This window comes from Octadecabacter algicola (assembly GCF_021532625.1).
GTDB lineage: Bacteria > Pseudomonadota > Alphaproteobacteria > Rhodobacterales > Rhodobacteraceae > Octadecabacter > Octadecabacter algicola.
Genome location: NZ_JAKGAR010000001.1, coordinates 375,573 through 400,710 on the forward strand (window position 1 = coordinate 375,573; position 25,138 = coordinate 400,710).

At 55.4% G+C, this 25,138-nt stretch carries 22 protein-coding genes, 3 tRNA genes and 2 riboswitches; of the genes, 14 read left to right on the top strand and 11 right to left on the bottom strand.

Annotation, left to right across the window (positions count from 1 at the left end; all coding sequences use genetic code 11):
• Nucleotides 1–18 precede the first annotated feature (18 nt).
• Nucleotides 19–121, bottom strand: a riboswitch (glycine riboswitch).
• Nucleotide 122: 1 nt separating this feature from the next.
• Nucleotides 123–210: riboswitch (glycine riboswitch) on the bottom strand.
• A gap of 93 nt (nt 211–303) precedes the next feature.
• Nucleotides 304–864 carry a histidine phosphatase family protein gene (locus tag L0666_RS01855; RefSeq protein ID WP_235257541.1) on the top strand — a complete coding sequence of 187 codons (561 nt, stop codon included), beginning with the start codon at nt 304–306 and terminating at the stop codon, nt 862–864.
• A 41-nt stretch (nt 865–905) separates the two neighbouring features.
• Nucleotides 906–981: transfer RNA gene (locus tag L0666_RS01860), tRNA-Val, on the top strand.
• Between the two features lie 63 nt (nt 982–1,044).
• On the opposite strand, the gene L0666_RS01865 is transcribed toward L0666_RS01860, so the two are convergent.
• Nucleotides 1,045–1,812 (bottom strand): polysaccharide deacetylase family protein, encoded by a 768-nt coding sequence (locus L0666_RS01865; RefSeq protein ID WP_235257543.1) that lies wholly within the window; start codon nt 1,810–1,812, stop codon nt 1,045–1,047.
• Between the two features lie 234 nt (nt 1,813–2,046).
• Here L0666_RS01865 and L0666_RS01870 point away from each other — a divergent pair.
• The 3 genes from L0666_RS01870 to L0666_RS01880 all read left to right on the top strand — a co-directional run bounded on the left by L0666_RS01870 (nt 2,047) and on the right by L0666_RS01880 (nt 3,971).
• Nucleotides 2,047–2,123, top strand: a tRNA-Asp gene (locus tag L0666_RS01870).
• A gap of 83 nt (nt 2,124–2,206) precedes the next feature.
• Nucleotides 2,207–2,283, top strand: a tRNA-Asp gene (locus tag L0666_RS01875).
• 485 nt (nt 2,284–2,768) lie between these two features.
• The gene (locus L0666_RS01880; protein ID WP_235257545.1) at nt 2,769–3,971 is read left to right on the top strand and encodes an aminopeptidase P family protein; all 1,203 of its coding nucleotides are present in this window, start codon (nt 2,769–2,771) and stop codon (nt 3,969–3,971) included.
• An 87-nt stretch (nt 3,972–4,058) separates the two neighbouring features.
• On the opposite strand, the gene L0666_RS01885 is transcribed toward L0666_RS01880, so the two are convergent.
• Together L0666_RS01885 and L0666_RS01890 are read right to left on the bottom strand one after the other, a co-directional pair.
• Complete coding sequence (locus L0666_RS01885) at nt 4,059–5,384, bottom strand: S41 family peptidase (RefSeq protein WP_235257547.1); 1,326 nt, start codon at nt 5,382–5,384, stop codon at nt 4,059–4,061.
• Nucleotides 5,384–6,766 carry a M20/M25/M40 family metallo-hydrolase gene (locus L0666_RS01890; RefSeq protein WP_235257548.1) on the bottom strand — a complete coding sequence of 461 codons (1,383 nt, stop codon included), beginning with the start codon at nt 6,764–6,766 and terminating at the stop codon, nt 5,384–5,386. Before L0666_RS01890 ends, L0666_RS01885 begins: the two co-directional genes overlap by 1 nt.
• Nucleotides 6,767–7,190: 424 nt before the next feature.
• Between L0666_RS01890 and hemA the strand changes: the two genes are divergently transcribed.
• The 4 genes from hemA to L0666_RS01910 all read left to right on the top strand — a co-directional run bounded on the left by hemA (nt 7,191) and on the right by L0666_RS01910 (nt 11,397).
• A complete protein-coding gene (hemA, locus tag L0666_RS01895) occupies nt 7,191–8,414 on the top strand; it encodes a 5-aminolevulinate synthase (protein ID WP_235257550.1) in 1,224 nt (407 codons plus the stop codon).
• 106 nt (nt 8,415–8,520) lie between these two features.
• Nucleotides 8,521–9,729 carry a helix-turn-helix domain-containing protein gene (locus L0666_RS01900; protein WP_235257552.1) on the top strand — a complete coding sequence of 403 codons (1,209 nt, stop codon included), beginning with the start codon at nt 8,521–8,523 and terminating at the stop codon, nt 9,727–9,729.
• 90 nt (nt 9,730–9,819) lie between these two features.
• Nucleotides 9,820–10,941 carry a flavodoxin-dependent (E)-4-hydroxy-3-methylbut-2-enyl-diphosphate synthase gene (gene ispG / locus L0666_RS01905; protein ID WP_235257554.1) on the top strand — a complete coding sequence of 374 codons (1,122 nt, stop codon included), beginning with the start codon at nt 9,820–9,822 and terminating at the stop codon, nt 10,939–10,941.
• A 75-nt stretch (nt 10,942–11,016) separates the two neighbouring features.
• Nucleotides 11,017–11,397, top strand: a complete 381-nt coding sequence (locus L0666_RS01910) for a hypothetical protein (protein ID WP_235257556.1) — start codon at nt 11,017–11,019, stop codon at nt 11,395–11,397.
• Here the strand turns inward: L0666_RS01910 and L0666_RS01915 are convergent, their stop codons facing one another.
• Together L0666_RS01915 and L0666_RS01920 are read right to left on the bottom strand one after the other, a co-directional pair.
• Complete coding sequence (locus L0666_RS01915) at nt 11,398–12,165, bottom strand: DsbA family protein (RefSeq protein ID WP_418887968.1); 768 nt, start codon at nt 12,163–12,165, stop codon at nt 11,398–11,400. It lies immediately after the preceding gene.
• A gap of 1 nt (nt 12,166) precedes the next feature.
• The gene (locus tag L0666_RS01920; RefSeq protein WP_235257558.1) at nt 12,167–13,486 is read right to left on the bottom strand and encodes a M48 family metalloprotease; all 1,320 of its coding nucleotides are present in this window, start codon (nt 13,484–13,486) and stop codon (nt 12,167–12,169) included.
• Nucleotides 13,487–13,543: 57 nt separating this feature from the next.
• Between L0666_RS01920 and L0666_RS01925 the strand changes: the two genes are divergently transcribed.
• Together L0666_RS01925 and L0666_RS01930 are read left to right on the top strand one after the other, a co-directional pair.
• Entirely contained in the window at nt 13,544–14,698 is a 1,155-nt protein-coding gene (locus L0666_RS01925; RefSeq protein ID WP_235257560.1) for a pyridoxal phosphate-dependent aminotransferase, read from the top strand.
• A gap of 44 nt (nt 14,699–14,742) precedes the next feature.
• Nucleotides 14,743–15,921, top strand: a complete 1,179-nt coding sequence (locus tag L0666_RS01930) for an N-acetylmuramoyl-L-alanine amidase (RefSeq protein ID WP_235257562.1) — start codon at nt 14,743–14,745, stop codon at nt 15,919–15,921.
• On the opposite strand, the gene L0666_RS01935 is transcribed toward L0666_RS01930, so the two are convergent.
• Nucleotides 15,899–16,540, bottom strand: coding sequence for a class I SAM-dependent methyltransferase (locus L0666_RS01935; protein WP_235257564.1), 642 nt, complete (start codon nt 16,538–16,540; stop codon nt 15,899–15,901). The genes L0666_RS01930 and L0666_RS01935 overlap by 23 nt on opposite strands.
• Nucleotides 16,541–16,695: 155 nt before the next feature.
• Here L0666_RS01935 and L0666_RS01940 point away from each other — a divergent pair, with 155 nt between their 5' ends.
• The 3 genes from L0666_RS01940 (at nt 16,696) to L0666_RS01950 (ending at nt 21,319) form a co-directional block, all read left to right on the top strand.
• On the top strand, nt 16,696–19,221 hold the full coding sequence (locus tag L0666_RS01940) for a penicillin-binding protein 1A (protein ID WP_235257566.1): 2,526 nt from the start codon (nt 16,696–16,698) through the stop codon (nt 19,219–19,221).
• A gap of 71 nt (nt 19,222–19,292) precedes the next feature.
• Nucleotides 19,293–20,420, top strand: coding sequence for a peptide chain release factor 2 (gene prfB, locus L0666_RS01945; RefSeq protein WP_235257568.1), 1,128 nt, complete (start codon nt 19,293–19,295; stop codon nt 20,418–20,420).
• A 116-nt stretch (nt 20,421–20,536) separates the two neighbouring features.
• Nucleotides 20,537–21,319, top strand: coding sequence for a DUF2189 domain-containing protein (locus L0666_RS01950; protein WP_235257570.1), 783 nt, complete (start codon nt 20,537–20,539; stop codon nt 21,317–21,319).
• Between the two features lie 87 nt (nt 21,320–21,406).
• On the opposite strand, the gene L0666_RS01955 is transcribed toward L0666_RS01950, so the two are convergent.
• The 5 genes from L0666_RS01955 to L0666_RS01975 form a co-directional block, all read right to left on the bottom strand.
• Nucleotides 21,407–21,904: a bactofilin family protein gene (locus tag L0666_RS01955; protein WP_235257572.1), complete on the bottom strand. Its 498-nt coding sequence runs from the start codon at nt 21,902–21,904 to the stop codon at nt 21,407–21,409.
• Nucleotides 21,894–23,213 carry a M23 family metallopeptidase gene (locus L0666_RS01960; RefSeq protein WP_235257574.1) on the bottom strand — a complete coding sequence of 440 codons (1,320 nt, stop codon included), beginning with the start codon at nt 23,211–23,213 and terminating at the stop codon, nt 21,894–21,896. The genes L0666_RS01955 and L0666_RS01960 overlap by 11 nt, the downstream gene beginning before the upstream one ends.
• A gap of 180 nt (nt 23,214–23,393) precedes the next feature.
• Nucleotides 23,394–24,203 carry a ferritin-like domain-containing protein gene (locus L0666_RS01965; RefSeq protein ID WP_235257576.1) on the bottom strand — a complete coding sequence of 270 codons (810 nt, stop codon included), beginning with the start codon at nt 24,201–24,203 and terminating at the stop codon, nt 23,394–23,396.
• A 102-nt stretch (nt 24,204–24,305) separates the two neighbouring features.
• On the bottom strand, nt 24,306–24,494 hold the full coding sequence (locus tag L0666_RS01970; protein ID WP_216037038.1) for a hypothetical protein: 189 nt from the start codon (nt 24,492–24,494) through the stop codon (nt 24,306–24,308).
• 109 nt (nt 24,495–24,603) lie between these two features.
• Entirely contained in the window at nt 24,604–25,077 is a 474-nt protein-coding gene (locus L0666_RS01975; protein WP_235257578.1) for a peroxiredoxin, read from the bottom strand.
• Between the last annotated feature and the right edge of the window lie 61 nt (nt 25,078–25,138).

Genomic DNA, 25,138 nt, shown 5'->3' on the forward strand with positions numbered 1-25,138 from the left:
CATAAGCCAGCGATGAACCCATCTGTCAGGGAACCTGAGAGTTTCGCCGCATGCCCAGTAGGGCGAAGATCGCGACTTCTCCTTCGGTGGGCGGCAATGTGTGCCACCGCTCTCCAGATTGCTATTCACCCGCGGTCCGTGTGCCTGAGAGTTTCCGGGTCGTTGCTCCTTCGGCGCTGGGTCTTGCCCAGACTCTCCCGCGGGCGAGAGATGCATTTCTTCTATCGGTCTATTTGGGTTCTTAATCAATGATTCTATCGGGCGGGGCTTTTGATCCTCACGCGTGCGCGATAGGCACAGCGCATGACATATCCAGAACTATATATTCTTCGCCATGGCGAAACCGAGTGGAACGCAGAGAACCGCATGCAGGGGTGGCTGAATTCCCCTTTGACTGCAAAAGGGCAGAGGGACGCCGCACGCCAAGGAGAAATCCTGCGCGGCCTTGATCTTGAGGGATTCTCATTTTGGTCCAGCCCATCGGGGCGGGCCTTCCAAACGGCAGGGCTTGCGTGTGGGGTTTTAGCAGAATCGATTCATACAGACATCAGATTACGCGAAATTGGCGTAGGGGAATGGTCGGGCCGTTTGCGGTTGGATTTGCCGATGCCGGACGGTCCAGACCCAGAACTGGCACAGTATGAAATGGCCCCGGGCGGGGAAGGGTTTGCCGCCGTAACAGACCGTGCAGCAGCGTTTCTAGCTGATCTTAAAGGGCCTGCGGTGCTGATTACCCATGGAATCACCAGTCGTGCCATCCGAAGTATCGTCGCCAGAGAACACGCCTTGGCCAACCCATCGATCCACGGCGGGCAGGGCTGTGTTTATCATTTAAAAGACGGTGTGCAAAAATTGCTAACATGAGGCTTGCACCCCGCGAAGAGGGGCGCTAAACGCTGCTCATCGGGTCGTTAGCTCAGTTGGTAGAGCGCTTCGTTTACACCGAAGATGTCGGGAGTTCGAGCCTCTCACGACCCACCATTTCCCCGATTGCCAAACCGAGTTCCATCGCTGGAACACCGTTATGCGGGTGTGCGGTTCTTTTTAGCCCGTTTCCCTGACCATACGGAAATTTCGCGACTGCCACAGCGGCCAACCGAGAATTTGGCTCACAGTTACAAAGTGCAGTCCGCGCGCTGTCAGCCCGTCTAGGGTCTGCGGCATCGCGTCGACGGTCCCGCGGTGGATGTCGTGGCTGAGGATGATTCCACCTTGGTGTGTATGGCTGAGGATTCGGTTTGCAACGACATGTGCGCCCGGACGTCGCCAATCCTGTGGGTCAACAGACCAAAGGATCGTCGGCAGGCTACGCACGTCATTAAGAAAGGTCCGCTGACGACGTGTAAAGGCGCCGTAGGGCGGACGGAAGGTTACAGGTGGGCGCCCTGTGATCTGATAGATTACATTTGTGGTTTGATCGATTTCTAGGATGGCAGCGCGGTCGCTATAGTTGTTCAAGAACGGATGCGACCAACTATGGTTGCCGATTTCGTGACCTTCTTCGGCAATACGGCGTGCAATCTGCGGATACTGGGCGACCCTATTTCCAATAAGGTAGAACGTCGCGCGCAGTCCGCGTTCGCGCAGCATGTCGAGCAACCGCGGTGTGTGCGTCGGATGAGGACCGTCATCAAACGTCATTGCGACGACAGGGGATGGGGTCCTTACGGCTGTAATGGTCGCAACATCCGACAGCACAAGATCGTTAGGAAGCCGAATAAGAGGCTGCGCGGACGCGCTTGATCCCATCAATGTTGTGACACCAAAGCCAATACCGGCCGCCAAAGCATGGCGCCGCGACAGATTAACCATTAGACCCTCCCCAGGGTGTGGATAGCAAGCACGAAGAGAATTGCGGGGATTCCGCTGCAAAATCAAAGTGTTTTTGAATAAATCGTACGCGCATTGCGGCGTAAAACCCTTGTCCTACTGCATGTTGTGGCCTCGCCATTGCGAAAAGCTGCAAATCACTGTTGCTTGTGGCTTGACGGGGTAGGCTGTCGCACCTAGAAGCACCTCACGTTGATGCAAATCAACGGACAGTGGGCGGTTGTAGCTCAGTTGGTTAGAGTACCGGCCTGTCACGCCGGGGGTCGCGGGTTCGAGTCCCGTCAACCGCGCCATCACTGTCCCTTAGTCCGAGGTTAGGACTTCCCTGGTCTGGGGTTTAAGACTGCTCTGCTTGAGGGTAAAAGCAAGAAAGTGCGCGGTTGTAGCTCAGTTGGTTAGAGTACCGGCCTGTCACGCCGGGGGTCGCGGGTTCGAGTCCCGTCAACCGCGCCACTTTTCTCCCCTTTGATTGTCAAAACGCCCATCGACCGGACCGCAGGTTCGTAGTCGGGGCTGCTTTCTGCTTTTGGAATGACGGTTCGATGTCTTGACTCGTGGCGCCTGCCGACGCGTCTTACTGAAAAGCTACAGGGGTGTTTTGCCTGTTAATGCGGGCAAGACGGTCGGCGAAACGGGTTTCCATAGTGCACTCCTAAATCGAAGCTCGGAGTAATATGCAGATGGGTTGCGATTTAGGAATCAGCACGACCAAATCGGGGCCGCTTGGCAGCTTTGAGCTGATATTCGTTTTTAGAAATCTCTTGCATTAATTGCACGTTCTCGGCGAAGTGTTCTCACGGGTCGGCGATGGCGTCGCCAGCATTTACATGCAACCCCGTTTCCCCTTCCTGAACGCCGGGATTTTTCTTTGCTGCGGTTCAGTCGAGGAGGGTCGCCTTCTTCGATGCGTGCTGCGGCATGTAATGAAGGAGCCAACAATGGATCGTCCAGAGTTTTACCGTTTCCATCAGGGTGACAAGACCCTGCCATTTGAACCGAAAGAGTACGAAAATCGCCTGACACGCCTGCGTGCAGATATGCAGATAAGCGGCGTTGACGCGTGCGTTTTCACCTCAATGCATAATGTCGCTTATTATACGGGCTTCCTTTATTGCGCGTTCGGGCGGCCATATGCATTAGTCGTTACCCAAACCGATGATGTGACCATTAGCGCGGGAATTGACGCTGCTCAGCCGTGGCGGCGCAGCCATGGCGATAACATTACCTACACGGATTGGCAGCGGAATAACTTCTGGCGGGCTGTTCTTTCGGTCACTGGCGCGGGTAAGACCATCGGATATGAGGCGGATCACTTGACCCTTACGCAGAGTAATTTGATGGATAGTTTCTTGTCGCCAAACGCAATTGTTGATGTGGCTCCGATTACGATGCGGCAACGGATGCACAAGTCGGTGGCTGAGATTGCACTGATCCGGTCATGTGCCCAAGTGGCTGACGTTGGCGGCTATGCCGTTCGGGATGCGATCAAAGCAGGCACTCGTGAAATAGATGTCGCAATGGCGGGTCGCAATGCAATGGAGCTGGAGATTGCGAAACGTTTCCCAGATGCTGAATACCGCGACACTTGGGTTTGGTTCCAATCAGGCATCAATACAGATGGTGCTCATAACCCTGTCACTGGACGCACCTTACAACGAGGCGATATTTTAAGCCTCAATACATTTCCGATGATCAGCGCTTATTACACAGCGCTTGAACGAACGTTGTTCGTTGAAACAGTGGATTCCGCCAGCCTAAAGATTTGGGAGGCCAATGTTGCGGCCCATGAGTTAGGCATGAGTCTACTTAAACCGGGTGCAAGCTGTGCGGAGGTTACAGAACAGATCAATACCTTCTTTGAGGAACATGATCTGCTTCAATACCGGAGCTTTGGGTACGGGCATTCCTTTGGGGTGCTGTCTCACTACTACGGACGCGAGGCAGGCCTAGAGCTCCGCGAGGACATCGACACAGTGCTCGAACCGGGCATGGTTATTTCAATGGAGCCGATGTTGACCGTTCCAGAAGGGGCGCCTGGTTCAGGCGGTTATCGCGAACATGATATCTTGGTCATCACCGAAGATGGAAATGAGAACATTACAGGATATCCTTATGGACCTGAGTTCAATGTGATCACCTAAGGCTCACTAGACCGACCTTGGCTCGATATGAGCGAAGGTCGGTTTAGCCCCACTTGGTTGTTGATGATTTCCTCCGCTGTGCAGAGGTCAGTTAAGTTGTCCTCTCGCCCGTTGAAACGCAGCTCGAAGAAGTGGGTCTTCGCCCTGTAAAAGCGGGGCGGTTTCAATTTCAAACGCAACATCCGGTGGGATGCCAACGCCTTCATAAAGACCGCCATCCATTGTGCGGTAGGTCTGGTGTGACAATCCCAGTTCCCAACCGTTTGGCAACGTAAACCCAAGGATATCCGATAACCCACCCGACGTAGGATGACCCATCGTCGTGACCTGCGGGAGTTCCCGCATCGCCATGGTCAGAATTTCCGCGGCAGAGCCTGTCAGCTCGCTTGTGAGCAGAATGACTGGTTGGGTGAGTGGCGTCGGATCATACGGCTGCAATGTAGCCGTGAAGGGCTCAGTTTGGCCATCACCATTGCGGGTCGTTTTCGTAAGCACGTCAACGGGTTGTCCCGTGAAATGGCTTGCGACACCAAAGGATACGGAATCCGATCCGCCCGGGTTGTAACGAATATCGATGATGATCGCATTGGCGGTTTCAATCTCGGCCGCGACATCGGCAAAGGCTGTGGCCATGGCGGCCTGTTCGGTCGTGCCAAAAGGCGCATTGAGGCCCATATGTCGGATCAGGACATAGGCCACGCCATCGGGCATGAGAGTGAATTCGACACCAGTAAGCTCGACTGGGGTGAGGGCGGGGCCGACCGTGTCACGGGCGATCTGTGTTAGCGTCTCGCGTACTTGGGTGTCGCCCTCAGGCAGCCATGAAGGGCGCACCGCAGGGGAGAAGCCGTCAAACGGGCTCACGAGTTGTACGTGGCCGTCATCTAGCCCTGTGAGGGTCTCAGAGAGCAACGCAAACAGGTCCTCATTCGTCAGCGTTGGTGCGCCAGTGGGTGCGAAGTCGCGGCGTGCATCCCAGTCGACGTTATGCAGGCTAAAGAACGCGTAGTGTTCATCCATCGCCGCCCACATTGCATTGAAAACGTCTAACGCGGGGGCATTCGGATTGAACGCGCCACAAGTGTCAGGAAGGGCAGCGATGCGATCAAACAGGATCGGTTCTAGCGTTCCATCCGCAAGCAGGTGCAGGGCTTCCCCCACTACCTGCACTGTCGCGCCTTCGGCCATTTCGACCAATTTCATATGGGCAGGGAACGTAAGCTGATGGACGCAAGATGCTGAACTTTCGCTATAAAGTTGCGCCTTTAGGGGGCTTAGGGTGATGATTTGCCCGCCTGTTTGAGATCGCCAAACGCCGCGTTCATTCGCATCGGGCATATAAAGAACCCATGACACCAAGAATGCCGCGACAACGGCCCCGATTACGATCCAGAGTTGTTTCAACAAACGCATCAGGACAGCGCCGCCAAAACACGCGCCCATGACCGGATGCCTTTGTGGAACGCTTGAACGTCGTATTTTTCATTAGGCGAATGGATGCGATCATCCTCCGAGGCAAAACCGATCAACATGGCGTCCATGTCCAGCACGGTCTTGAAATGGCCAGCAATAGGGATCGATCCACCCATGCCAACAAAGACGGCTTCGCGGTCCCATTCGTCGGTGAGCGCTTGGCGGGCCTGTTCGAATTCAGGACGGTCGGTGTTCATTACGCTGGCTGGCGCGCCTTCAAGGTCGTTGTCCCAAGTGACCGTCGTGCCAAACCGCAATTGGCTTTCCACGTGTTTGCGCAGGGCTACGCGGATTTTGTCGGGATCCATATCGCCGACCAAACGACAAGTAATTTTACAGTGTGCATCTGCTGGGATCACAGTTTTGGACCCAGCACCTTGATAACCGCCCCATAACCCGTTGATTTCCAAAGTTGGGCGCGACCATTGTTGTTCAAGGACCGAATAGGGCTGTTCACCTGCCGATTCCGTTAGGCCTGCGTTTTGCATGTAGTCGGCCTCATCAAAGCCGCAGGTCTTCCACTGTGCTTTCAGATTGTCGCCGATTTCGATGACGTCGTCATAGAACCCATCAAGCGTCACGCGGCCTTGGTCATCGTGAAAACTGGCAATAATGCGCGAGATTTCCCGTAACGGGTTCACAGCGGGGCCGCCGTAGTGGCCCGAATGCAAATCCATGGCAGGCCCATGCAGGGTGAATTCGTCTTTAAGCATGCCCCGCAATTGACTGGCGATAGACGGCACACCGGGTGCAACCATGCCTGTGTCACAAATCAGCGCGAGGTCTGCTTTCAGCTCATTCGCGTTCTCTTCCATGAACGGCACAAGCGACGGTGAACCGGTTTCTTCTTCGCCTTCAAATAGGAAAGTAATCTTGCAGGGTAGGCTTCCGTTTACGGCCTTCCACGCGCGGCAAGCCTCCATAAAGGTCATCAACTGGCCTTTATCATCAGATGTGCCTCGCCCGCGGATGACCTTTAAACCGTCGCGGTCTTCGATAAATGGCGCAAACGGATCGTGATCCCAAAGTTCAATCGGATCAACGGGTTGCACGTCGTAGTGGCCGTAAAACAGCAAGTGTGGACCAGTATCGCCCACATGGCCGACGACCATTGGGTGCATAGGGGTGTCTCGTTTGCTGGCAGTCACGCCAAGGGTTTCCAGATCATCCACCAGCCAATCGGCAGCCTTGTCGACCTGTTCCTTATAGGCAGGGTCCGTTGAGACAGATTGCAGCTTTAGCAGTCCCATTAGGCGCTCAAGGGATGCATCAAGATCAGTGTCGATTTTGGCGAGAACGGCGTCGAGGTTTGAAGAGGTCATGTGCGGGCTCCGGATGATGGTTGCCGCCAAAGTGGCACATCGCGGGGCAGGGTCAATGGCTTAGGAGGGGGCTCGACCCACGAGGGCGGACAGAGCTAATTTCTAGGTGCGGAACCAGCCAAGGCGGCGGAGCAATACCCAATAGAACAAAGGTTAACGTTGCCGGTAATTGCGCCATCACCAGCGCGACCAAAGAAGCGTGAAGAATATGAAAGGCAGCAGTCGGGACAACATGATGCGTTTTTAGGTCAGGCAAGAGTTGTGTTTCAGGGCGATATCACGGCCCAAGCAATGCCTGCGACGAACCGTAACAGCCCACTGCAATTGGTGGCAAAAGTATTGCTAGAGAGCAAACAGGGCGATAATAGGGGCCAAACCTTGCTGACGGGATAATCCCCGCTGCGCCACGACAAGGGATAATGACTTGGATTATAACGCGAAACTTGATGATGCATTGGCTCGCCTTCACGAAGAAGGCCGCTATCGCACATTCATCGATATTGAACGTAAGCAGGGCAACTACCCGCATGCGGTTTGGACAACACCCGAGGGTGACCAAAAGAATATCACGGTTTGGTGCGGCAACGACTACCTCGGCATGGGGCAACACCCTGTTGTCCTTGAGGCCATGCATGAAGCGTTGGACGCAACAGGTGCTGGATCAGGCGGGACACGCAATATTTCCGGCACAACCGTTTATCACAAGCGCCTTGAGGCCGAATTGGCTGATTTGCACGGCAAAGAAGATGCTTTGTTATTCACCAGCGCTTACATTGCCAATGATGCGACGCTTTCTACCTTGCCGCGCCTGTTTCCAGGACTGATTATCTATTCTGACGCCTTGAACCACGCGTCTATGATCGAAGGCATTCGCCGCAACGGTGGCGAAAAGCGTATTTTCAAGCACAATGATCTGGATGATTTGCGCGCAAAACTGGCGGCAGACGATCCTGCGGCGCCAAAATTGATTGCGTTCGAATCTGTGTATTCGATGGACGGCGATTTTGGCCCGTTAAAAGAACTCTGCGATATCGCTGATGAATTTGGCGCGCTGACTTATTGTGACGAAGTTCACGCGGTTGGCATGTATGGTCCACGCGGTGGCGGAATTGCTGAACGCGACGGACTTTTGGGCCGGATCGATATGTTCAACGGCACCTTGGCCAAAGCATTTGGTGTGATGGGCGGTTATATCGCAGCCTCTGCCAAATTGTGCGATGCTGTGCGTTCCTATGCGCCAGGATTTATCTTTACCACATCCTTGCCACCAGCTGTTGCAGCAGGGGCGGCGGCATCGGTTGCGCACCTTAAGGGTGATCAGGACTTACGCGATCAGCAACAAACACAGGCGAAGATCCTTAAGATGCGCTTGCGTGGTTTGGGCCTCCCGATCATTGACCATGGCAGCCATATTGTGCCGTTGATCGTGGGCGACCCTGTGCATACGCAAAAACTTTCCGACATGCTGTTGCAGGATTTTGGGATTTACGTGCAACCGATCAACTTCCCGACCGTGCCGCGTGGCACGGAACGGCTTCGGTTTACGCCGTCCCCTGTGCATGGTCCTAAAGAGATGGATGCGCTGGTAAAGGCACTGGATGGCCTTTGGTCCCATTGTGCGCTGAATCGTGCCGAGCTTGCGGGCTGATTTCTCTGCATGTGCAAATTGGTTTTTGTTGTGGTAATAACAACGTAAGGAATGGCTCATATCGAATCGAGTCGATTCTAAATGGGGCAGATTTTAAGGGAACCGTATGATCCGCAATGGGTTCAGACGTGCTAAAAAAGAACCAACCGTCGAGACGGTTGGCTTTGACGCGTTTGAATTACGTTTAGGCGATCTGATGCGGGGCGAACGCGCCACGATGGGCAAAAGCCTGTTGGATGTGCAGCGTGAACTGAAGATCAAAGCGGCCTACATCGCTGCCATTGAAAATGCCGACCCAACTGCTTTTGACACACCTGGTTTTATCGCGGGCTACGTACGGTCCTACGCGCGCTACCTGAACATGGATCCAGATTGGGCGTTTGACACGTTCTGTACAGAATCCGGTTTTGCGACAGCCCACGGCATGTCCGAGCAGGCATCAGGCGCGAAGCCTTTGCCTGCGGCGCCACGGGTCGAAAATGATATCTTTGCTACTCCGGCAACCCCATTTATTCCTGCGAATGATGCCATGTTTGCTGCGGTTGAACCGCGTGCGATCGGGTCCTTTGCTGTTCTGATCGCTTTGATCGGTGGCCTTGGGTTTGGTGGATGGACCGTGTTGCAAGAAGTTCAAAAAGTTCAACTTGCGCCAGTTGAAAACACGCCCGTCGTTGTTGCGGACATTGATCCGCTGGCAGGCGGTAGCGGTGTGCCCGCAACGGATGCTGGTGTTGATGTTGTTGCCGGTTTCCAAGCGCCGAGCACTGAAGCGCTTGATCGTCTTTATCGCCCACAGGCCTTGGACGCACCTGTTCTGGTTCCACGTGATGGGCCGATTGCCAGCTTGGATCCTCGTAATGGTGGATCAATTGCAGCACCTGCGCCTTTGGACGACACAGCGGTTGCGCAGGTCGATCCTGCCGCTGCCGTTGGATCAAACGTACAGGTTACCGAAACACCACGGGCCGGTGTTCAGCTTGTTGCAGTTCGTGACGCTTGGGTGCGTGTTCGGGCTGCCGATGGCACGACCATCTATGAAACCGTTATGACAGCGGGTGACACATTCGATGTGCCGCAGACCGAAGATCCTGCCACGCTTCGCATTGGCGAATCCGGTGCTGTTTATTTTGCGGTAAATGGTGCGCATTACGGTCCTGTTGGCCCGCGTGGCTCTGTTACGTCGAATTTGGCTTTGTCGGTTGGCAACTTAACCGAGACTTATGCAGCCGTGGATTTGGACGCTGACAGTGATCTGGCCGAGGTCGTTCGTTTTGCCGAAGTGCAGGGCATTGCGCCTGTCGAAGCTGACCAATAATCAAAAATTCCTTAAGACCTGCTGTCGCACCCCGTTGCCCATGGGCCTCGTGCGGCTTAGGTGTGTGCTGCGACAACCAATAGGTATCTCATGACGCTCAATCACATTCGTCCTTGGCGTAACATCTATCGCCGCAAAAGCCGCCAGATCATGGTCGGCAACGTGCCTGTTGGGGGGGATGCCCCGATCACCGTACAGACGATGACCAATACGCTGACGCCTGATGTAGCTGCGACATTGGCCCAGATTCGCGCGGCGGCTGATGCGGGGGCAGATATCGTCCGTGTTTCGGTGCCCGATGAAGACAGCGCCGCTGCCATGAAAGAGATTTGCGCCCAAAGCCCGGTGCCAATCGTCGCTGACATCCATTTCCATTACAAACGCGGCATCGAAGCCGCCGAAGCAGGCGCGGCGTGTCTGCGCATCAATCCCGGCAACATCGGATCGCCCGAACGTATCCGTGAGGTGATTAAAGCCGCCAAGGACAATAACTGTTCTATCCGAATTGGCGTTAACGCGGGTTCACTCGAAAAGCATCTACTCGATAAATATGGTGAGCCTTGTCCTGATGCGATGGTTGAATCCGGCATGGATCATATCAAAATCCTGCAAGACAACGACTTCCACGAATTCAAGATCAGCTGCAAAGCCTCCGATGTGTTTATGGCCGCTGCGGCCTATCAACAACTGGCCGAAGTCACCGACGCGCCGATCCACCTTGGGATCACCGAGGCGGGCGGGCTGACGTCCGGCACGATAAAATCATCCATCGGTATGGGATCGTTGTTGTGGGCTGGGATTGGTGACACGATCCGCGTCAGCCTGTCCGCAGATCCGGTCGAAGAAGTAAAAGTTGGTTATGAGATCCTTAAATCGCTTGGGCTGCGCCATCGCGGGGTGAATATCATTTCCTGCCCAAGTTGCGCGCGCCAAGGGTTTGACGTGATCAAAACCGTCGAGGCTTTGGAAAAACGGCTTGAGCATATCAAGACGCCCATGAGCCTTAGTATCATCGGTTGTGTCGTCAATGGCCCCGGTGAAGCCTTGATGACAGATGTCGGGTTCACGGGCGGCGGCAACGGGGCAGGGATGGTCTACCTTGCTGGGCAGCAGTCCCATAAACTGAGCAATGATGACATGATCGAACACATCGTTGAACAGGTCGAAACCAAAGCTGCAGAATTGGACGCGGCGGCAAGCGCCGCGGAATAGGTAGGGTATTCCTGTCTTTCATATCATGGATTTCTCCGTAGGTTGAACGTCGTTCACGCACGGAAAGGTCTCAAAATGTTTCGCAAGGTTCTTCTTGGGCTTACAGTAATCGCAGCCTTTCTTGGTACCATGTCATTGGCCCAAGACCGCCCGATATCTGGCAGCCTCCCTTGGAACAACGAAGCGGCAGAACCCGTGCTTGAACAGCGTCTTGCTGACATGTTCCCGGATGGCACGCCTGTCGCTAAATTGGACACTGCATTGGACGCTGAACGGTTCAGCATGGTCTCGGACGATCGCGGTTTGTCCTCGGCAACTTCAGAAGGGCGGCGCTTTGCAAGCCGTGGTGTTGCACGGTTCGTCTTTGGCTGCACAACGCGTGTTTCATTGCGCTGGCAACAGGTGGACGGGCAAGTCTTTGAAATGGAGGGCTACATGCACCAAGGGTGCTTGTGATTAGCTTTCGTCGCGCTGTGCGATAACGATTTCACGCATGCCGTCCAGTGGGACGTAACCGCGGACCATTTCATTGCCAAACACGAAAGTTGGTGTTCCCGTGATCTGCATCCGGTCACCCAACGCGCGGTTGGCAGCAAGAACCTCTTTCACGCCGTCGCTGTCCATTTCCGCAAGAATGGCTTCTGCGTCGAGGTCAAATGCCTCGGCCAATGAGCTCAAGCTGGCAGGCGTTACATCAGAGCGCAGCGCGAACAGCGCGTCTGAGATGAGCTTGTAGGACTCGTCGCCAGCAACGATCTGGGTCGCAACTGCAAACTGAGACGCCAAAAGGGATTGTTCGCCCAGAATTGGGAATTCTTTAGTGATAATGCGGATATTACCATCCGATGCGACAAGTTCTGCGACTTCCGGATGGGCGCGACGGCAGAACCCGCAACGGTAATCAACGAACTCAACAATCGTCAGGTCGCCGTCAGGATTGCCACCAACGTAAGAATAACCATCGTTGAACAACGCATCGGCATTCAGTTCAGCAAGGCGTTCGTCGCGCGCGACTTCGGCTTCGGCTTGGCGGGCTTCAAGGACGCCGATGGCTTCCATTAGGACTTCGGGGTTCTCAAGAAGATAAGCGCGAACTTCGGCGCGAAAGGCGTCGCGCTGCGCGTCGTTCATTTCGCCAACGTCTTGGGCCATGACGGTGGTTGCGGTCAGGGCGAGGGCAGAGAGGGTCGACAAAAGGCGCATTGTGTAAGAACTCCGGTTCATATTATCGAGCAGCAGAAAGCACGTCTTGCGCGCGCTGCCAAGGGGCAGACCCCCGTGGTAGGCGATCTGCCGCACGGGTGGCATGGATAACTGCATCTTCCATTCGGCCCTGAAGAGCGTAGCGTTCGGCTGTGGCAAGAGACGCTAGGCCGGGCTGACCTGTAAGCGCGTAGGCTTGGCCGAGGTCCCGCAGAACGCCAGAAGACTGGCCATCAAGAGCGCGGGCACGTTCAAGCGTGCGGACGGCGCGGGCATTGCTGTCGGCAGAATTCACGGCCAATAGCGCGCGGCCATACCCACCAAGGATCAAAGGTTCGTTGCCGTTCAGGGCTACTGCATTCTGATAGGCTTGAACGGCGGCCATGGGCTGGCGGCTTTCCAGCAGGATTTGCCCGAATAACTCATACCAGTAGGCGTCATTTGGGTACTGCGCGAGCAGCCTTTGCATTTCTGAAATGGCGCGGGTGGCATCGGCTTGGCGATGATACGCCACCGCACGGCGCATCATCCCGATGGGGGTGTCATCACCACGTACGCGGCGCAGGGTCCAGCCAGGGTTCTGGGTAAACGCGCTCAGTTTTCCTTGGGCGCGGGCAAACCAGAAATCAGCGTTGGGATTGTTTGCGTCCGTTCCGGGGTTTGCAGCGACCAACCCGCGCAACGCGCGAATTCGATCAGACGTCAGCGGGTGCGTGCGCGTGTAGGGATCTTGGCGGGACACGGACAGTAATTCTTGGCCGCGAAATAAATCCATCACCTCAATTGCGCCTTGTGGATTTACATCTGCGCGCAGCAAAAAGCGGATACTAGATTGATCAGCGGCGGATTCTTCGGCGCGTGTATGCGCAAAGAACTGGCGCTGCGCAGCACTTGCGGCACCAAGCGCGACGCCGCCGGCAGCAGCTGCTTCATCCGAAGCGAGCGCTACTGCCAGTGCTAGTGCTATCCCAAAGCCTGCCGCATTGTTCGCCCCGCGCAGATTGGTGAGACGGCGAGAAATATGACCATTGGCGATATGGGCGGCCTCATGGGCGATGATCGCTTGCAGTTGTTCGGCGCTGGTCAGACGTTGCAACAAGCCTGAATGGATAAAGATCGCGCGGCCGTTGATCACAAAGGCGTTCAAGGCACGGTCATTAACGACCAGAATGCGCACGTTGTTGGGGTTTAACCCTGCCGCCCGCAAGATTGGCGCAGCCAGTTGATCGAGGCTGTGTTCGATGTCTGCATCCCGCAGCAAAGTCACCGCTTCGGCAGGCCGCGCGAGAGACACGAACGCTAAACAAACAGACAGGGTAAGCGAGATCACAGAAAGGCGCATTGACGGGCTCCGGTATAGCGGGGCAGATAGGGTTCAAAGCAAGGTAAGGCAGAGCAGATGAGAAACTCAAGCCGTGGTGAGGTCGATCCCTTTATCGTGATGGACGTTATGGAGGCCGCACGCGCCGCCGAGGCCGCAGGGCGCCATATTATCCATATGGAAGTCGGTCAGCCGGGGACGGGTGCACCCGCAAAGGCGATTGAGCAATTGTCCGCCGAAATGACCGCTGAACCGCTGGGATATACAGTTGGACTGGGTTTGCCCGAATTGCGGGCACGGATCGCACAGCACTATCAGGATTGGTATGGTGTAACCCTTGATCCAGAACGCGTTGTTATTACGGCTGGTGCATCAGGTGCGTTTCTGCTCGCGTTTTCGGCTTTGTTTGATACCGGCGAACGCGTTGGACTTGGAGCGCCGTGCTATCCGTCCTATCGCCAAATTCTAAAGGCGCTGGATTTGCAGCCTGTCGATATGCCTACAACGATGGCGGCCCGCATGCAGCCGGTTGCAGATGATGTAGCTGAACATGACCTTGCGGGGCTTATTGTGGCATCGCCTGCGAACCCGACTGGGACAATGCTGGGGGAGGACGAATTGCGCAGCCTTGCGCAGGCTTGTGAGGTCGCAGGTGCCGCCTTTATCAGCGACGAGATTTATCACGGGCTTGGCTACGAGGGGCGCACGGTTACAGCACTTGAAGTCACCGACGAAGTCTACGTCATTAACTCGTTTTCCAAGTATTTCTCGATGACGGGGTGGCGGGTCGGCTGGATGGTTGTGCCGCAAGATCACGTTCGCCGGATTGAACGGCTGGCACAGAACATGTTTATCTGCCCGTCCCATGCGTCACAAAAACTGGCGCTGCATGCGATGGAGTGCGCTACGGACTTGGACGTCAATGTTGACGTCTACCGCGCCAACCGCGCCCTGATGATTGAAGCCCTTCCCAAGATGGGGTTAGGAAAGTTTGCGCCGCCAGATGGGGCGTTCTACGTTTATGTGGATGTTTCTGACTATACGGATGACAGTGTGAAGTTTTGTTCGCAAGTTCTTGAAAAGGCAGGTGTTGCTGTGACGCCGGGTTTGGATTTCGACCCTGTTGAAGGCCATAAATGGGTGCGCTTGTCGTATGCGCGATCCACCGACGATATTCGAGAAGGACTGGATCGTTTGGCGGCTTTCATGGATGATGTTAGGGCGGCAACGTGAAATTCTTTGGTCAAATTAGACGGGCGGCTTGCGCTGTTTTGATCATGGCTTCGCCTGTGGCGGCTCAGGACTTTTCAGCATTGGCGCGGCTTGATGTGGCCCAATCGGGGGCGGTTGATCGGATGCGCAGTACCACGGTTGAACTGTTCCTGTCTCAGCCTGTTCCGTATCGCGTTTTCACTTTGGATGATCCGCGCCGTTTGGTGGTGGATTTCAAGGAGGTCGATTTTCGCAATGTCGATGTATCGACGTTCACCCGCAGCGATTGGATTACGGATGCGCGATTTGGCGGTCTTCGCCCAGGTTGGAGCAGGATGATCCTTGATCTGGCCGAACCCGTTCGCGTCGATCAAGCGGGGATGGCGGCGAATACGATTGACGGTACGGCACAGATCGATGTGGTGTTGCGGTCATCCTCTGCCGACGATTTTGCCGCAGCGGCGGGTGCGCCCGACGATCCTGATTGGGCGTTCTTGGCTGCGGCCGACCCTGTTGCGCCCGTTGTGAAGGGCGAAGACGATCCTTTGGTGATTGTGATCGATCCCGGCCATGGCGGAATTGACCCCGGTGCCGGCTACGGTGACGTGCACGAGGCCGAGGTCGTTCTGGTCTTGGCGTTGGAACTTGCAGCCGCGCTTGGCCGCATCGAAGGGGTGCAGCCTGCGGTGACCCGTCTAGATGATACGTTTGTGCCACTCCAAGAACGTATGACCCTTGCGCGGGGATCAGGTGCGGACTTGTTCATTTCGCTTCATGCAGACGCTTTGTCCGGTGAACAGGCCACGGGCGCTGCGATCTACACCTTGACCGATCAAGCCGAGAGCGAGGCGTCCTTGCGCATGGTTGAACGCCACGAACGCAGTGATTTACTTGCAGGTGTGGATTTGTCGGGGCAGGCGGATGAGGTGGCGACTGTGTTGCAAGACCTTGTGCGGGTTGAAACGGCAGCAGCAAGCGATCGGTTCGCTGAACAGTTGGTCATCGCGATGGGGGATACAGGAGCGGTGATGAATTCAAACCCAAGACGTCAGGCGGCGTTGGCGGTTTTGAATGCGGCTGATTTTCCGTCGGTGTTGATCGAAGTCGGTTTCTTGTCCAACGATGAGGACCGCGCCCGCCTGACAACGCCGCAAGGGCGCGCACCGATAATCGCCGCTGTGACATTGGCCGTTGGCCGTTGGGCGATTGAAGAAGAGGCGCTTAAGCCTCTGATCCGTCAGTAGGGTCAGCGTAACGGGCAAGCCAAACAGTATGGCCGCGGCACGCAGGGTCTTCGGGGCGGTAATCGATCACTTTGAAGTTGTTGGCTTCAAGTAGCTGTAGGTATTCGGCGGGGTCGAGGCTGCTGTGATAAACTTCGCCACCGGCCGCGTGGCCCCAGACTTCGCCTGCGGATGGACCTGCCGTAAACATTAGCGCCGCTTTGGGGGCAGCGTGCCTTGCGAACACGGGAAACATGGCGCGTTGATCGTCTGGCGACAGATGAAAGAAACTGTTCCACGCCAAAATTGCATCGAACGTAACGTCAAGGTTCAATCCTCTCATATCCGCGTGAATGGCTGTGGCCTGTGGGAGCGTTTGAGTGAACAGATCGATCATGCCAGCCGCGCCATCAACACCCGTGACCGCCATGCCCCGTTCAGCAAGGTGACTGGCGATTGGCGCACCTGTGCCGCATCCTAAGTCGAGCAAACGGCGCGGCGAAACATTGCGAGGTGTGACGCCTAACAGTCTGTCAAGGCAGGGTTTTTCAAACAAGGAGCGATCCCGTTGCGCCTGAAATTCGGCTGCGCCTTGATCGTACGTTGGCAATATGTCGGCGGGGGAGCTGTGTGCATTCATGTCTTTGATGTGCCTGCTTGAAGGATTGCGTACAAGGGGTGGTTCGACAAAGGCCGAGGGATTGGCGGGGATCGGCCTAAATCAGCGTTCAACCTTTTGACCCTGTCCTTCAATCTGCCTATAAGCGGGACAATTCATGTGGGGCGCACCAAACAATGGTTCTTCGGTTTATCTTCTCGTTCTTTGGGGGCATCTTTTCGATGCTCACACTTGGTGCTGGCATGGCCGCACTGACACTGGGCGCGATCTTTTATATGTATGGGAAGAACCTTCCGACCTATGAAACATTGGCGAATTATCAGCCTAAGACCATCAGCCGTGTGTATTCCGGCGAAGGGTTGGTCATTGATGAATTTGCCGAAGAACGCCGTTTGTTCACGCCAGCTGCTGAAATCCCTGACATTGTAAAACAGGCGTTTATTTCTGCCGAGGATAAGAACTTTTACACCCACGATGGTTACGACTTGCGCGGTATCGGTGCTGCGGTTGTCGAAGCTATCGTAAGCCGTGGTGAAACCCTGCGTGGTGCGTCAACGATTACTCAGCAGGTTGCCAAGAACTTCCTTTTGGATGGTTCGCGCCGTGTGGAACGTAAAATCCAAGAATTGATCCTTGCCCCACGTATCGAAGCGACCTTGGGCAAAGAAGGCATCCTCGAGCTTTACCTTAACGAGATTGACCTTGGCGTGCGCTCTTTTGGTGTAACGGCGGCGGCGCGCTCCTATTTCAACAAAACCTTGTCAGAACTGTCACCCGCCGAGGCTGCGTTCCTCGCGGTGCACCCCAAAGCCCCTTATAGCTATCATCCTGTGCGCAACCGCGAGGACGCGATTGAACGTCGGGACTTCATCCTCGAAGAGATGTTCGAAAACGGATATATCACCGCCCAAGAACTCGAGGTCGCACTGGCTGACCCGCTTCGGACGGTGCAGAATGGCGACTTCCCAAGCTATAGCAGCGAACGTCCCGACCGTGATTATTTCACGGCGGCCATCGTGTCTGAGGTTGAGACGCTGTTCCCCGATTATGAGATGAACTCTGCGGGCCTAACGATCCGCGCGACTGTGGATGAAGGCCTTCAGGCGGCTGCGCGTGACGCGTTGCAACGTCAGTTGGAAAGCTATGATCGAGGCCTCGGACGCTGGCGTGGAACTGGCGTAACGATACCCGTCGAAACCTTGTCCGACGAAACAGAGTGGCGCGCTGCGCTGCGTTCCGCGCGTGTAATCCGCACTGTTACGCTGGAAAACCCGTGGTTTCCCGCCGTTGTCCTAGAAGTTGGTGATAGTGAGATGCGCGTCGGCATTGAGGGCTGGGAAGAGGGCGACGAAGCGCCGATCGTTCCGCGCCGTGACATTGAATGGATGCGCGGCTCATTTGCTGACAATTTCACTCCGGGTGATGTAGTGCACGTGCGCCGTATGATGACAGGCGACAATGGTGCCGGTGATTTCATCCGTTGGACATTGCGCCAAGTGCCGGAAGTGCAGGGTGCGTTCATGGCGATGGACGTGAACACTGGCCGTGTCTTGGCGATGCAGGGTGGCTTTGGCTACGAGATCGCGATTTCTGAACTTAACCGTGCCTATGCCGAACGTCAGCCAGGGTCGGCGTTCAAACCTTTCGTTTTCGCAGCCGCACTTGATTCCGGATATACCCCTGCGACCATCGTAGTTGACGCGCCGATCGAGGTTGTTGCGGGCGGAGAAATCTGGCGACCGCAAAACGCTTCAGACAGGTTTTATGGCCCAACGCCCCTGCGCACAGGGATTGAGCAATCCCGTAACGTGATGACCGTGCGTTTGGCGCAGGAGGTCGGGATGCGGACCATTGCCGAATATGCGGAACGTTTCGGTGTTTATGACCGGATGAACGCCTACCTATCTGCGTCGTTGGGGTCCGAGGAAACCACCCTTTACAAATTAGTCGCGGCCTATGCGATGTTTGCCAATGGCGGCGAACGTGTGGAACCGACTTTGGTGGACCGCGTGCAAGACCGATCAGGGGCTACGATCTATCGCCACGATCAACGGGTCTGTGCAGAATGTTTGGACCCAAATCTGGAACAGGGTCGTTCTCCGCGTATTGCGTCAGATCGTGAACGCGTAATGGACCCTGTAACAGCTTATCAGCTGACATCCATGATGCAGGGTGTTGTTCAACGTGGTACCGCGCGTTCAGCGGTGAACCTGCCTGTGCCAATTGCCGGTAAGACAGGGACAACCAACGACGCCAAAGACGTTTGGTTCGTCGGCTTTAGTTCTAACATCGTGGCTGGCTGCTACATCGGCTTTGATACTCCGCGTTCATTGGGGCGTGGTGCATCTGGTGGCGGGCTGTGTGGTCCGGTCTTTAACAGCTTTATGCGGACAGCGATCCAGCGCTATGGCGGGCGTGATTTTAGTGCACCAGACGCCTGTATCTTTATCAAGATCGACCGCTTCACGGGCGCACGCCTGCCAGACTCAGCGAGTGGCGATAACGTCGTTCGCGAATGTTTCCGCGAAGAGCCAGTCTTTGGTATCACCTTTGACGGTGGCTTTGCGATGGCAGCCGATTTGCCACTGTTTGACGAAGTGCGTCCACCGGCTGCAGTCAGTGTCACAACATCATCGGGCGAAACCGCGACGATCAATTCCAACGCGTCTTTCGGATCATTGTCCTCTGGCGGCTTGTATTAAGCTTAGGTCGATTGCCCCGCAGTGGGCAATCGGCTAGATGATCCTGAACATTCCTTTCCAAGAAGTCTGACATGCGCGCTGAAATCCAAACCATCGTGACCGAAATCGAAAAAAGCCTGACGTTGCTTGCGCAGCGGATGGATTGGGAAACTGCGCCCCATCGCTTGGAAGAATTTAACGCGTGGGTCGAAGATCCTAACCTGTGGGATGATCCGGACGCGGCCCAAAAACTGATGAAGGACCGCCAAGCGTTGGTCGACGCCATGGGGGCGTATGAAGCCATCAAGCAGGAACTGTCCGATCAACAAGAGATGATCGAGATGGGCGAGATGGAAGACGATGCAGAAATCGTTACCGAAGCTGAAGAGGCGCTCAAGGCGTTGAAAGTCACCGCTGCCGCGAAAGAGCTCGAGGCGCTTTTGAATGGCGAAGCAGATGCCAATGACACCTTCCTTGAGATCAACTCGGGCGCGGGTGGCACAGAAGCCTGTGACTGGGCGGCCATGTTGGCGCGGATGTATGTCCGCTGGGCCGAACGCAAAGGCTATAAGGTTGAATTGCAGTCCGAAAGCGCGGGCGAAGAAGTCGGTATCAAATCCGCATCCTATAAGATCAGCGGCCACAATGCGTATGGCTGGTTGAAGTCCGAGAGCGGTGTTCATCGCCTTGTGCGGATTTCCCCATTTGACAGCGCCGCCAAACGCCACACGTCCTTTACGTCGGTCAAAGTTTATCCCGTTGTGGATGACAACATCGAGATCGAGGTAAATCCGGCTGACATTCGCATCGATACCTATCGGTCGTCTGGCGCGGGTGGTCAGCACGTTAACACCACCGACTCCGCTGTGCGGATTACCCACGCGCCGACAGGCATTGTGACCACCAGCTCTGAAAAGTCGCAGCACCAAAACCGTGACATCGCGATGAAGGCGTTGAAATCGCGCCTGTATCAAATGGAATTGGACAAACGGTCTGCCTTGGTCAACGAAGTCCATGAGAACGCAGGCGACGCAGGCTGGGGGAACCAGATCCGTTCATACGTTTTGCAGCCCTACCAGATGGTCAAAGATTTGCGTACGGCCTATGAAACGTCCGACACTAAAGGTGTCTTGGACGGCGATTTGGATGGCTTTATGGGCGCCACGCTCGCGATGGACGTCAGCGGCAAGAGCCGTGCGGATGCCAACGCCGAAGACTAAGTCCCGACTGTTCGTCTGATCCCTGACTTGTTCCACATCAAAGACGCGCCTTTTGGTGCGGGGCAGGCTTGACCACATCCGTTCACCATTGAATGGTTTGGTTAGGGGAGAAGCCAATGACACAAGACCATGCACCAGCTGCGTCACCGATGCCTGATATCGGTTCGCTGACATTTCATGAACTTTGGACTTGCCTAAAAGCAGGTCTTTTCGATTTTCGCGCGGCACCGCTGTTCGGCTTGGTCTTTTCCGCGATCTACGTGTTCGGCGGTTTTGTAATGCTCTGGCTTGGGGCAGGGCATGTGACGTGGGTCTTGGCCACATCGCTTGGGTTCCCGCTGGCTGCGCCCTTTGCCGCTGTTGGTCTTTATGAGGTCAGCCGTCGCCTTGAGGCAGACGAACCTTTGGACTGGCGTGATATTTTCGGCGTGGTCTGGAATGAACGCACCCGGCAGGTGCCATGGATCGGGGCAATAATCGTGATCTACTTCCTGTTCTGGACGTTCTTGTCACATATGATTTTTGCGCTGTTCATGGGGGTTTCGACGCTCACCAATGTCATGACTTCGTTTGACGTCTTTTTGACCCCCACGGGCCTGATGATGATCGGGGTCGAACTTGGCGTGGGGGCTGTTGTCGCGTTTCTACTGTTTAGCCTGACCGTTGTTAGCCTGCCTTTGGTGCTGGAAAAGGAGATCGATTTTGTCAGCGCAATGTTGTTGAGCCTGCGTTGTGTTCGTCAAAATATCAAAGTCATGTTGGTCTGGGCCTTTATCATCGCCGCATTGACGTTCTTGGCGATGATCCCGTGGTTCTTAGGGCTTGTGATTGTTTTGCCGGTTCTGGGCCATGCGACATGGCACATCTATCGCCGCGCATTGTATCACCCCGTGTCGTAGTCATTCCGTTAGACGGCGGGCGCGCACGAAAAAGGGGCCTGCGCATTGCGCGGCCCCAATTCCAAAATCAAATCTAATCGCGAAGGATTAAGCTTTTGGCGCAGCCTTGGCTGCTTTCGCGGTCGTGTTCAGTGGATCATCCTGACGCTGAACGGAGCCTTCGAAGTGAGCGCCAGATTCGATCGCGATTGTCTTGTGGATGATGTCACCCTCAACACGAGCGGAGGATGTCAGGCGAACCTTGAGGCCGCGCACAGTGCCGACGATGCGGCCATTTACAACAACGTCATCTGCCATGCATTCGCCGTTCACGGTAGCGCCTTCGCCAACGGTCAACAGGTGCGCGCGGATGTCACCATCAACAGTACCTTCAATCTGGATGTCGCCAGTTGTCTTCAGGTTGCCTGTGATGTGCAGGTCTGTGGACAGGGTGCTGGCGGGCGGCTTTGCCTTTGGCGCAGAGGATTTGAAATCGCTCTTGGCAGGGGCGGCAGGGGCAGCCGTTGCAGCAGGCTTTGCTGCAGTGTCAGCGGATTCAGGTGCGGCAGGAGTGCCGGGCTCATTGATTTTGCTCTTAGAAAACATCTTGTCCAGCTCTTATATAAATCATTGGGTTTACGGGGCGTCCGCCCACTCGGATTTCATAGTGAAGGTGCGGGCCGGTAGACCGTCCGGAGTTTCCAATATCACCAATTCGGTCGCCACGCGAGAGTCTTTGTCCAACTTCTACACGAATTCGGTTCTGGTGCGCATATCGTGTCTCAATACCGAAAGCATGCTGCACCTTGACGAGACGACCATATCCAGATGACCAGCCAGCAAAGGTTACCACACCGTCTGCTGGTGCGTAGATTGGCGTGCCGATAGGGGCGGCAAAGTCGGTGCCATTGTGCATCCGGCCCCAGCGCATGCCGAAACCAGATGTGAAACGAAAGCCGCTGCGCACCGGCATGTCGAACGGAATGCGTTCAGCTGCGATGCGATAAAGGTTCAAGCGGTCCATTGAACCTAGGATACCATTGGCGCGAGCCGCATCAGGGTCCTCGCCGCCACCGCGTGTTGAGAATTGCAATGGTGTCAGAGGGCCGCCAGTGCCGGAATAGCCGCGACGAACCTGTTCGAGAACATCATCAGGGTTCATGCCTGCTGCACGGAACATATTGTCCAGTGGTTCAACGGAAACGGTAAAGGCTTCTTCGAGTTGGCGGAAAATCTGGTCGTTGCGCTCTTGAAGAAGGCGTAATTCGAGTTCCATGTCAGCGGCGTGGCTGAGTGCGAACTCGGCGTCATCTGCAATTTGGTCGCGCTCGGCGGCTGTATCGGCAAGGGCGGTCGCAAGAAGATCAACAGTGCCAGATGCGTCGCCAGACTGCGCGAAACCTGTTGGAACATCACCTTCACCTGCGATTGCTGCCTCAAGGGCGGCAACCTGGTCTTCGGCGACCTGACGTTCATGCATGGTGCGGCGCAAGGTTGCCTGCACCACTTCCAAACCTGTTTCCAATTCGCGACGGCGATCTTCGCTACGCAGCAATTCGGATTGCATCAGTGAAATCTGTTCGAGTGCGGAAGAGAACCGCTGCTGCGCCGCAACGGCCTCGTTGGCGCGCACATCGCGCTCGGTGGAGAGGGCGTTTAGGCGTTCTTCGTATGTGGATTGGTCCCGTTGAGCTTGAGCGCGGAAGTTGCCGGCGCCGATGCTGTCCATCAGCAAAACGGCGGTTGCAATAATTGTCCAACTGATGACGATTGCGCTACCTGCCCAAGCGACAAGCTGGGTTTCGGGTTTCAGACGGATGAACCGTGTTTCCGTGTCAGAGCGCAAGAAGAGGCGCTTTTCCGGAAAGCGTTTCTCGAGGGCTACGTGAAGTTTGTGTATCAGCCGCGATTTCAAGTTCTTATCCTGGTCCCAACCCTATCCATGACGCGAGCTCCCCAGCTGCTAACGTCGTACGTCTGTTAACGGGTGCAGGAATCGCTGGCAAGGTTTTTGCCCAATTTCTTGTCATTTCAGCGGGATATGAGTCTTTTTGGGCAGCATACCGCCGACGCAGCGGTTAACAGTGGGGACAGGTCAGATACCATCGGCGAGGGGCCAATAAAAGTCAGGCGGTATACCTGCTTCGGCGCGTTTCTCTTCGTTGAATGGTGGGCGCAGTTTACTGTGGAAGTATTTGCGTACGAGGTCATGGAACAAGGGCGTCGGATCCAAGTTCTCGCGGCCGCACAGGAAGTGGAACCATTTTGAACCGTACGTGACGTGATGGACTTCTTCTGCGTAGATCACGTTGAGCGCGTCAATCGTTTGCCGGTCTTTGGCCTGCTGGAAAATCTTGATCATGCCGGGGGTCACGTCAAGGCCGCGGGCCTCAAGAACCATTGGCACCACAGCGAGACGCCCCATGATGTCTTTCGCGGTGTCTTCAGCCGCACGCCACATGCCCGCATGGGCATCAAGCGCACCGTAATAGCTACCTTGCGCTTCAAGACAGTCGCACATCAGATTGAAATGTTTAGATTCTTCGTCTGCGGCCTTTACCCAGTCGTCATAAAAACCGATCGGCATTGGCGTATCACTGAATCTTGCAATCAGGTCCCAGTGTAGGTCTACCGCGTTAAGTTCGATATGTGCCACAGCGTGAAGAATGGCGATACGGCCTTCGGGCGTTCCGGGCTTGCGGCGGGGGACGTCACGTGGGTCAAGCAGCGTCGGAGCATCAGGACGCGCAGGCATGTCTGGGGGAGTCGCCGTACCAATTTCGGGAACTTCGCCGGCGTCGCGCGCGGCTTTCCATGCAGCCGCATATTCACGAGAGATCGCCGTCTTAGTGCGGCCATCAGCGGTGCGCAGAACGTCATCTGCCATTTGAGCGAGTGGTTTCATAAGGTGTTGAATAAGCGCGACGCATTGTGCGCACAAGCCATACTCAGTCCTTACACATTAGCTGTGTAAAGCTTCGGGCCGATCATTAGAAAAGCCGAACGACTATTTCGTTTTCTTAGGCCCGTCCCGGGCAGCTTTTTCTTCTTTGGTCAGGGTCTGGTTCCAAACATTCTTGCTCAACCCGAGGGCTGGATCGAGAGGTTTGGTTTTCCCTTTGGTGACCTTACCACCCTTGTTCAAGAATTCCTGAATAAGGGCATCGTCTGTGTTGTCTTTGGGCACATGTTTCATGGGTTAATTGTAACGTGTCCCAATGGTGGGCGCAATGACGGCAATGTTTGGTTGGTCCGGCAGGACGACAGCGACGTCCAAGGTCGTCAAACGCCGCTGTCGCATCTGATTATAGCGCCTGAACCGCCGCGAGGACTTCATCGACATGACCAGGGACTTTAACTTTGCGCCAAACTTGGGCGATCTTCCCGTCCGCGATCAAAAAGGTGCTGCGCTCGATCCCCATAAAAGTCTTGCCGTACATCTGCTTAGACTTCCACGTGCCATAGCGTTCACAGGTATCACCCTCTGCGTCTGACAGCAGCGCGACCTTAAGGTCGTGTTTGGCGACAAAGTTGTCGTGCTTTTTGACGGTGTCTTTGCTGATTCCAAGAACCGTCGCGCCACTCGCTGCGAATTCATGCAACATCTCGGTGAAACCGATGGCTTCTGTGGTGCAGCCGGGGGTGTTGTCCTTTGGGTAAAAGAACAGCACGACAGGGCCGACAATGTCAGACAAAGTCACAGTGTCGCCGCCGTCACGGGGAAGCGAAACATATGGTGCAAGATCGCCAACGGCGAGCAAAGCGGCGGGTTCTGTCATATCTGGTCCTTTCGAGTGCAATCTCTTTGCGTTCTAGCGCGTTAGGCGCGAATATAAAGCG

Excerpts from the sequence above, each read along its gene's own strand:
- L0666_RS01970 (WP_216037038.1), bottom strand. The coding sequence starts at position 24,494 with ATGAAACATGTGCCCAAAGACAACACAGACGATGCCCTTATTCAGGAA.
- L0666_RS01900 (WP_235257552.1), top strand. The coding sequence starts at position 8,521 with ATGATCCGCAATGGGTTCAGACGTGCTAAAAAAGAACCAACCGTCGAG.
- L0666_RS01940 (WP_235257566.1), top strand. The coding sequence starts at position 16,696 with ATGGTTCTTCGGTTTATCTTCTCGTTCTTTGGGGGCATCTTTTCGATG.
- L0666_RS01955 (WP_235257572.1), bottom strand. The coding sequence starts at position 21,904 with ATGTTTTCTAAGAGCAAAATCAATGAGCCCGGCACTCCTGCCGCACCT.
- L0666_RS01915 (WP_418887968.1), bottom strand. The coding sequence starts at position 12,165 with ATGAACCGGAGTTCTTACACAATGCGCCTTTTGTCGACCCTCTCTGCC.
- L0666_RS01865 (WP_235257543.1), bottom strand. The coding sequence starts at position 1,812 with ATGGTTAATCTGTCGCGGCGCCATGCTTTGGCGGCCGGTATTGGCTTT.
- L0666_RS01930 (WP_235257562.1), top strand. The coding sequence starts at position 14,743 with ATGGCTTCGCCTGTGGCGGCTCAGGACTTTTCAGCATTGGCGCGGCTT.
- ispG (WP_235257554.1), top strand. The coding sequence starts at position 9,820 with ATGACGCTCAATCACATTCGTCCTTGGCGTAACATCTATCGCCGCAAA.
- L0666_RS01950 (WP_235257570.1), top strand. The coding sequence starts at position 20,537 with ATGACACAAGACCATGCACCAGCTGCGTCACCGATGCCTGATATCGGT.
- L0666_RS01880 (WP_235257545.1), top strand. The coding sequence starts at position 2,769 with ATGGATCGTCCAGAGTTTTACCGTTTCCATCAGGGTGACAAGACCCTG.
- L0666_RS01925 (WP_235257560.1), top strand. The coding sequence starts at position 13,544 with ATGAGAAACTCAAGCCGTGGTGAGGTCGATCCCTTTATCGTGATGGAC.
- L0666_RS01910 (WP_235257556.1), top strand. The coding sequence starts at position 11,017 with ATGTTTCGCAAGGTTCTTCTTGGGCTTACAGTAATCGCAGCCTTTCTT.
- L0666_RS01965 (WP_235257576.1), bottom strand. The coding sequence starts at position 24,203 with ATGAAACCACTCGCTCAAATGGCAGATGACGTTCTGCGCACCGCTGAT.
- L0666_RS01935 (WP_235257564.1), bottom strand. The coding sequence starts at position 16,540 with ATGAATGCACACAGCTCCCCCGCCGACATATTGCCAACGTACGATCAA.
- L0666_RS01855 (WP_235257541.1), top strand. The coding sequence starts at position 304 with ATGACATATCCAGAACTATATATTCTTCGCCATGGCGAAACCGAGTGG.
- L0666_RS01890 (WP_235257548.1), bottom strand. The coding sequence starts at position 6,766 with ATGACCTCTTCAAACCTCGACGCCGTTCTCGCCAAAATCGACACTGAT.
- L0666_RS01920 (WP_235257558.1), bottom strand. The coding sequence starts at position 13,486 with ATGCGCCTTTCTGTGATCTCGCTTACCCTGTCTGTTTGTTTAGCGTTC.
- L0666_RS01885 (WP_235257547.1), bottom strand. The coding sequence starts at position 5,384 with ATGCGTTTGTTGAAACAACTCTGGATCGTAATCGGGGCCGTTGTCGCG.
- prfB (WP_235257568.1), top strand. The coding sequence starts at position 19,293 with ATGCGCGCTGAAATCCAAACCATCGTGACCGAAATCGAAAAAAGCCTG.
- L0666_RS01975 (WP_235257578.1), bottom strand. The coding sequence starts at position 25,077 with ATGACAGAACCCGCCGCTTTGCTCGCCGTTGGCGATCTTGCACCATAT.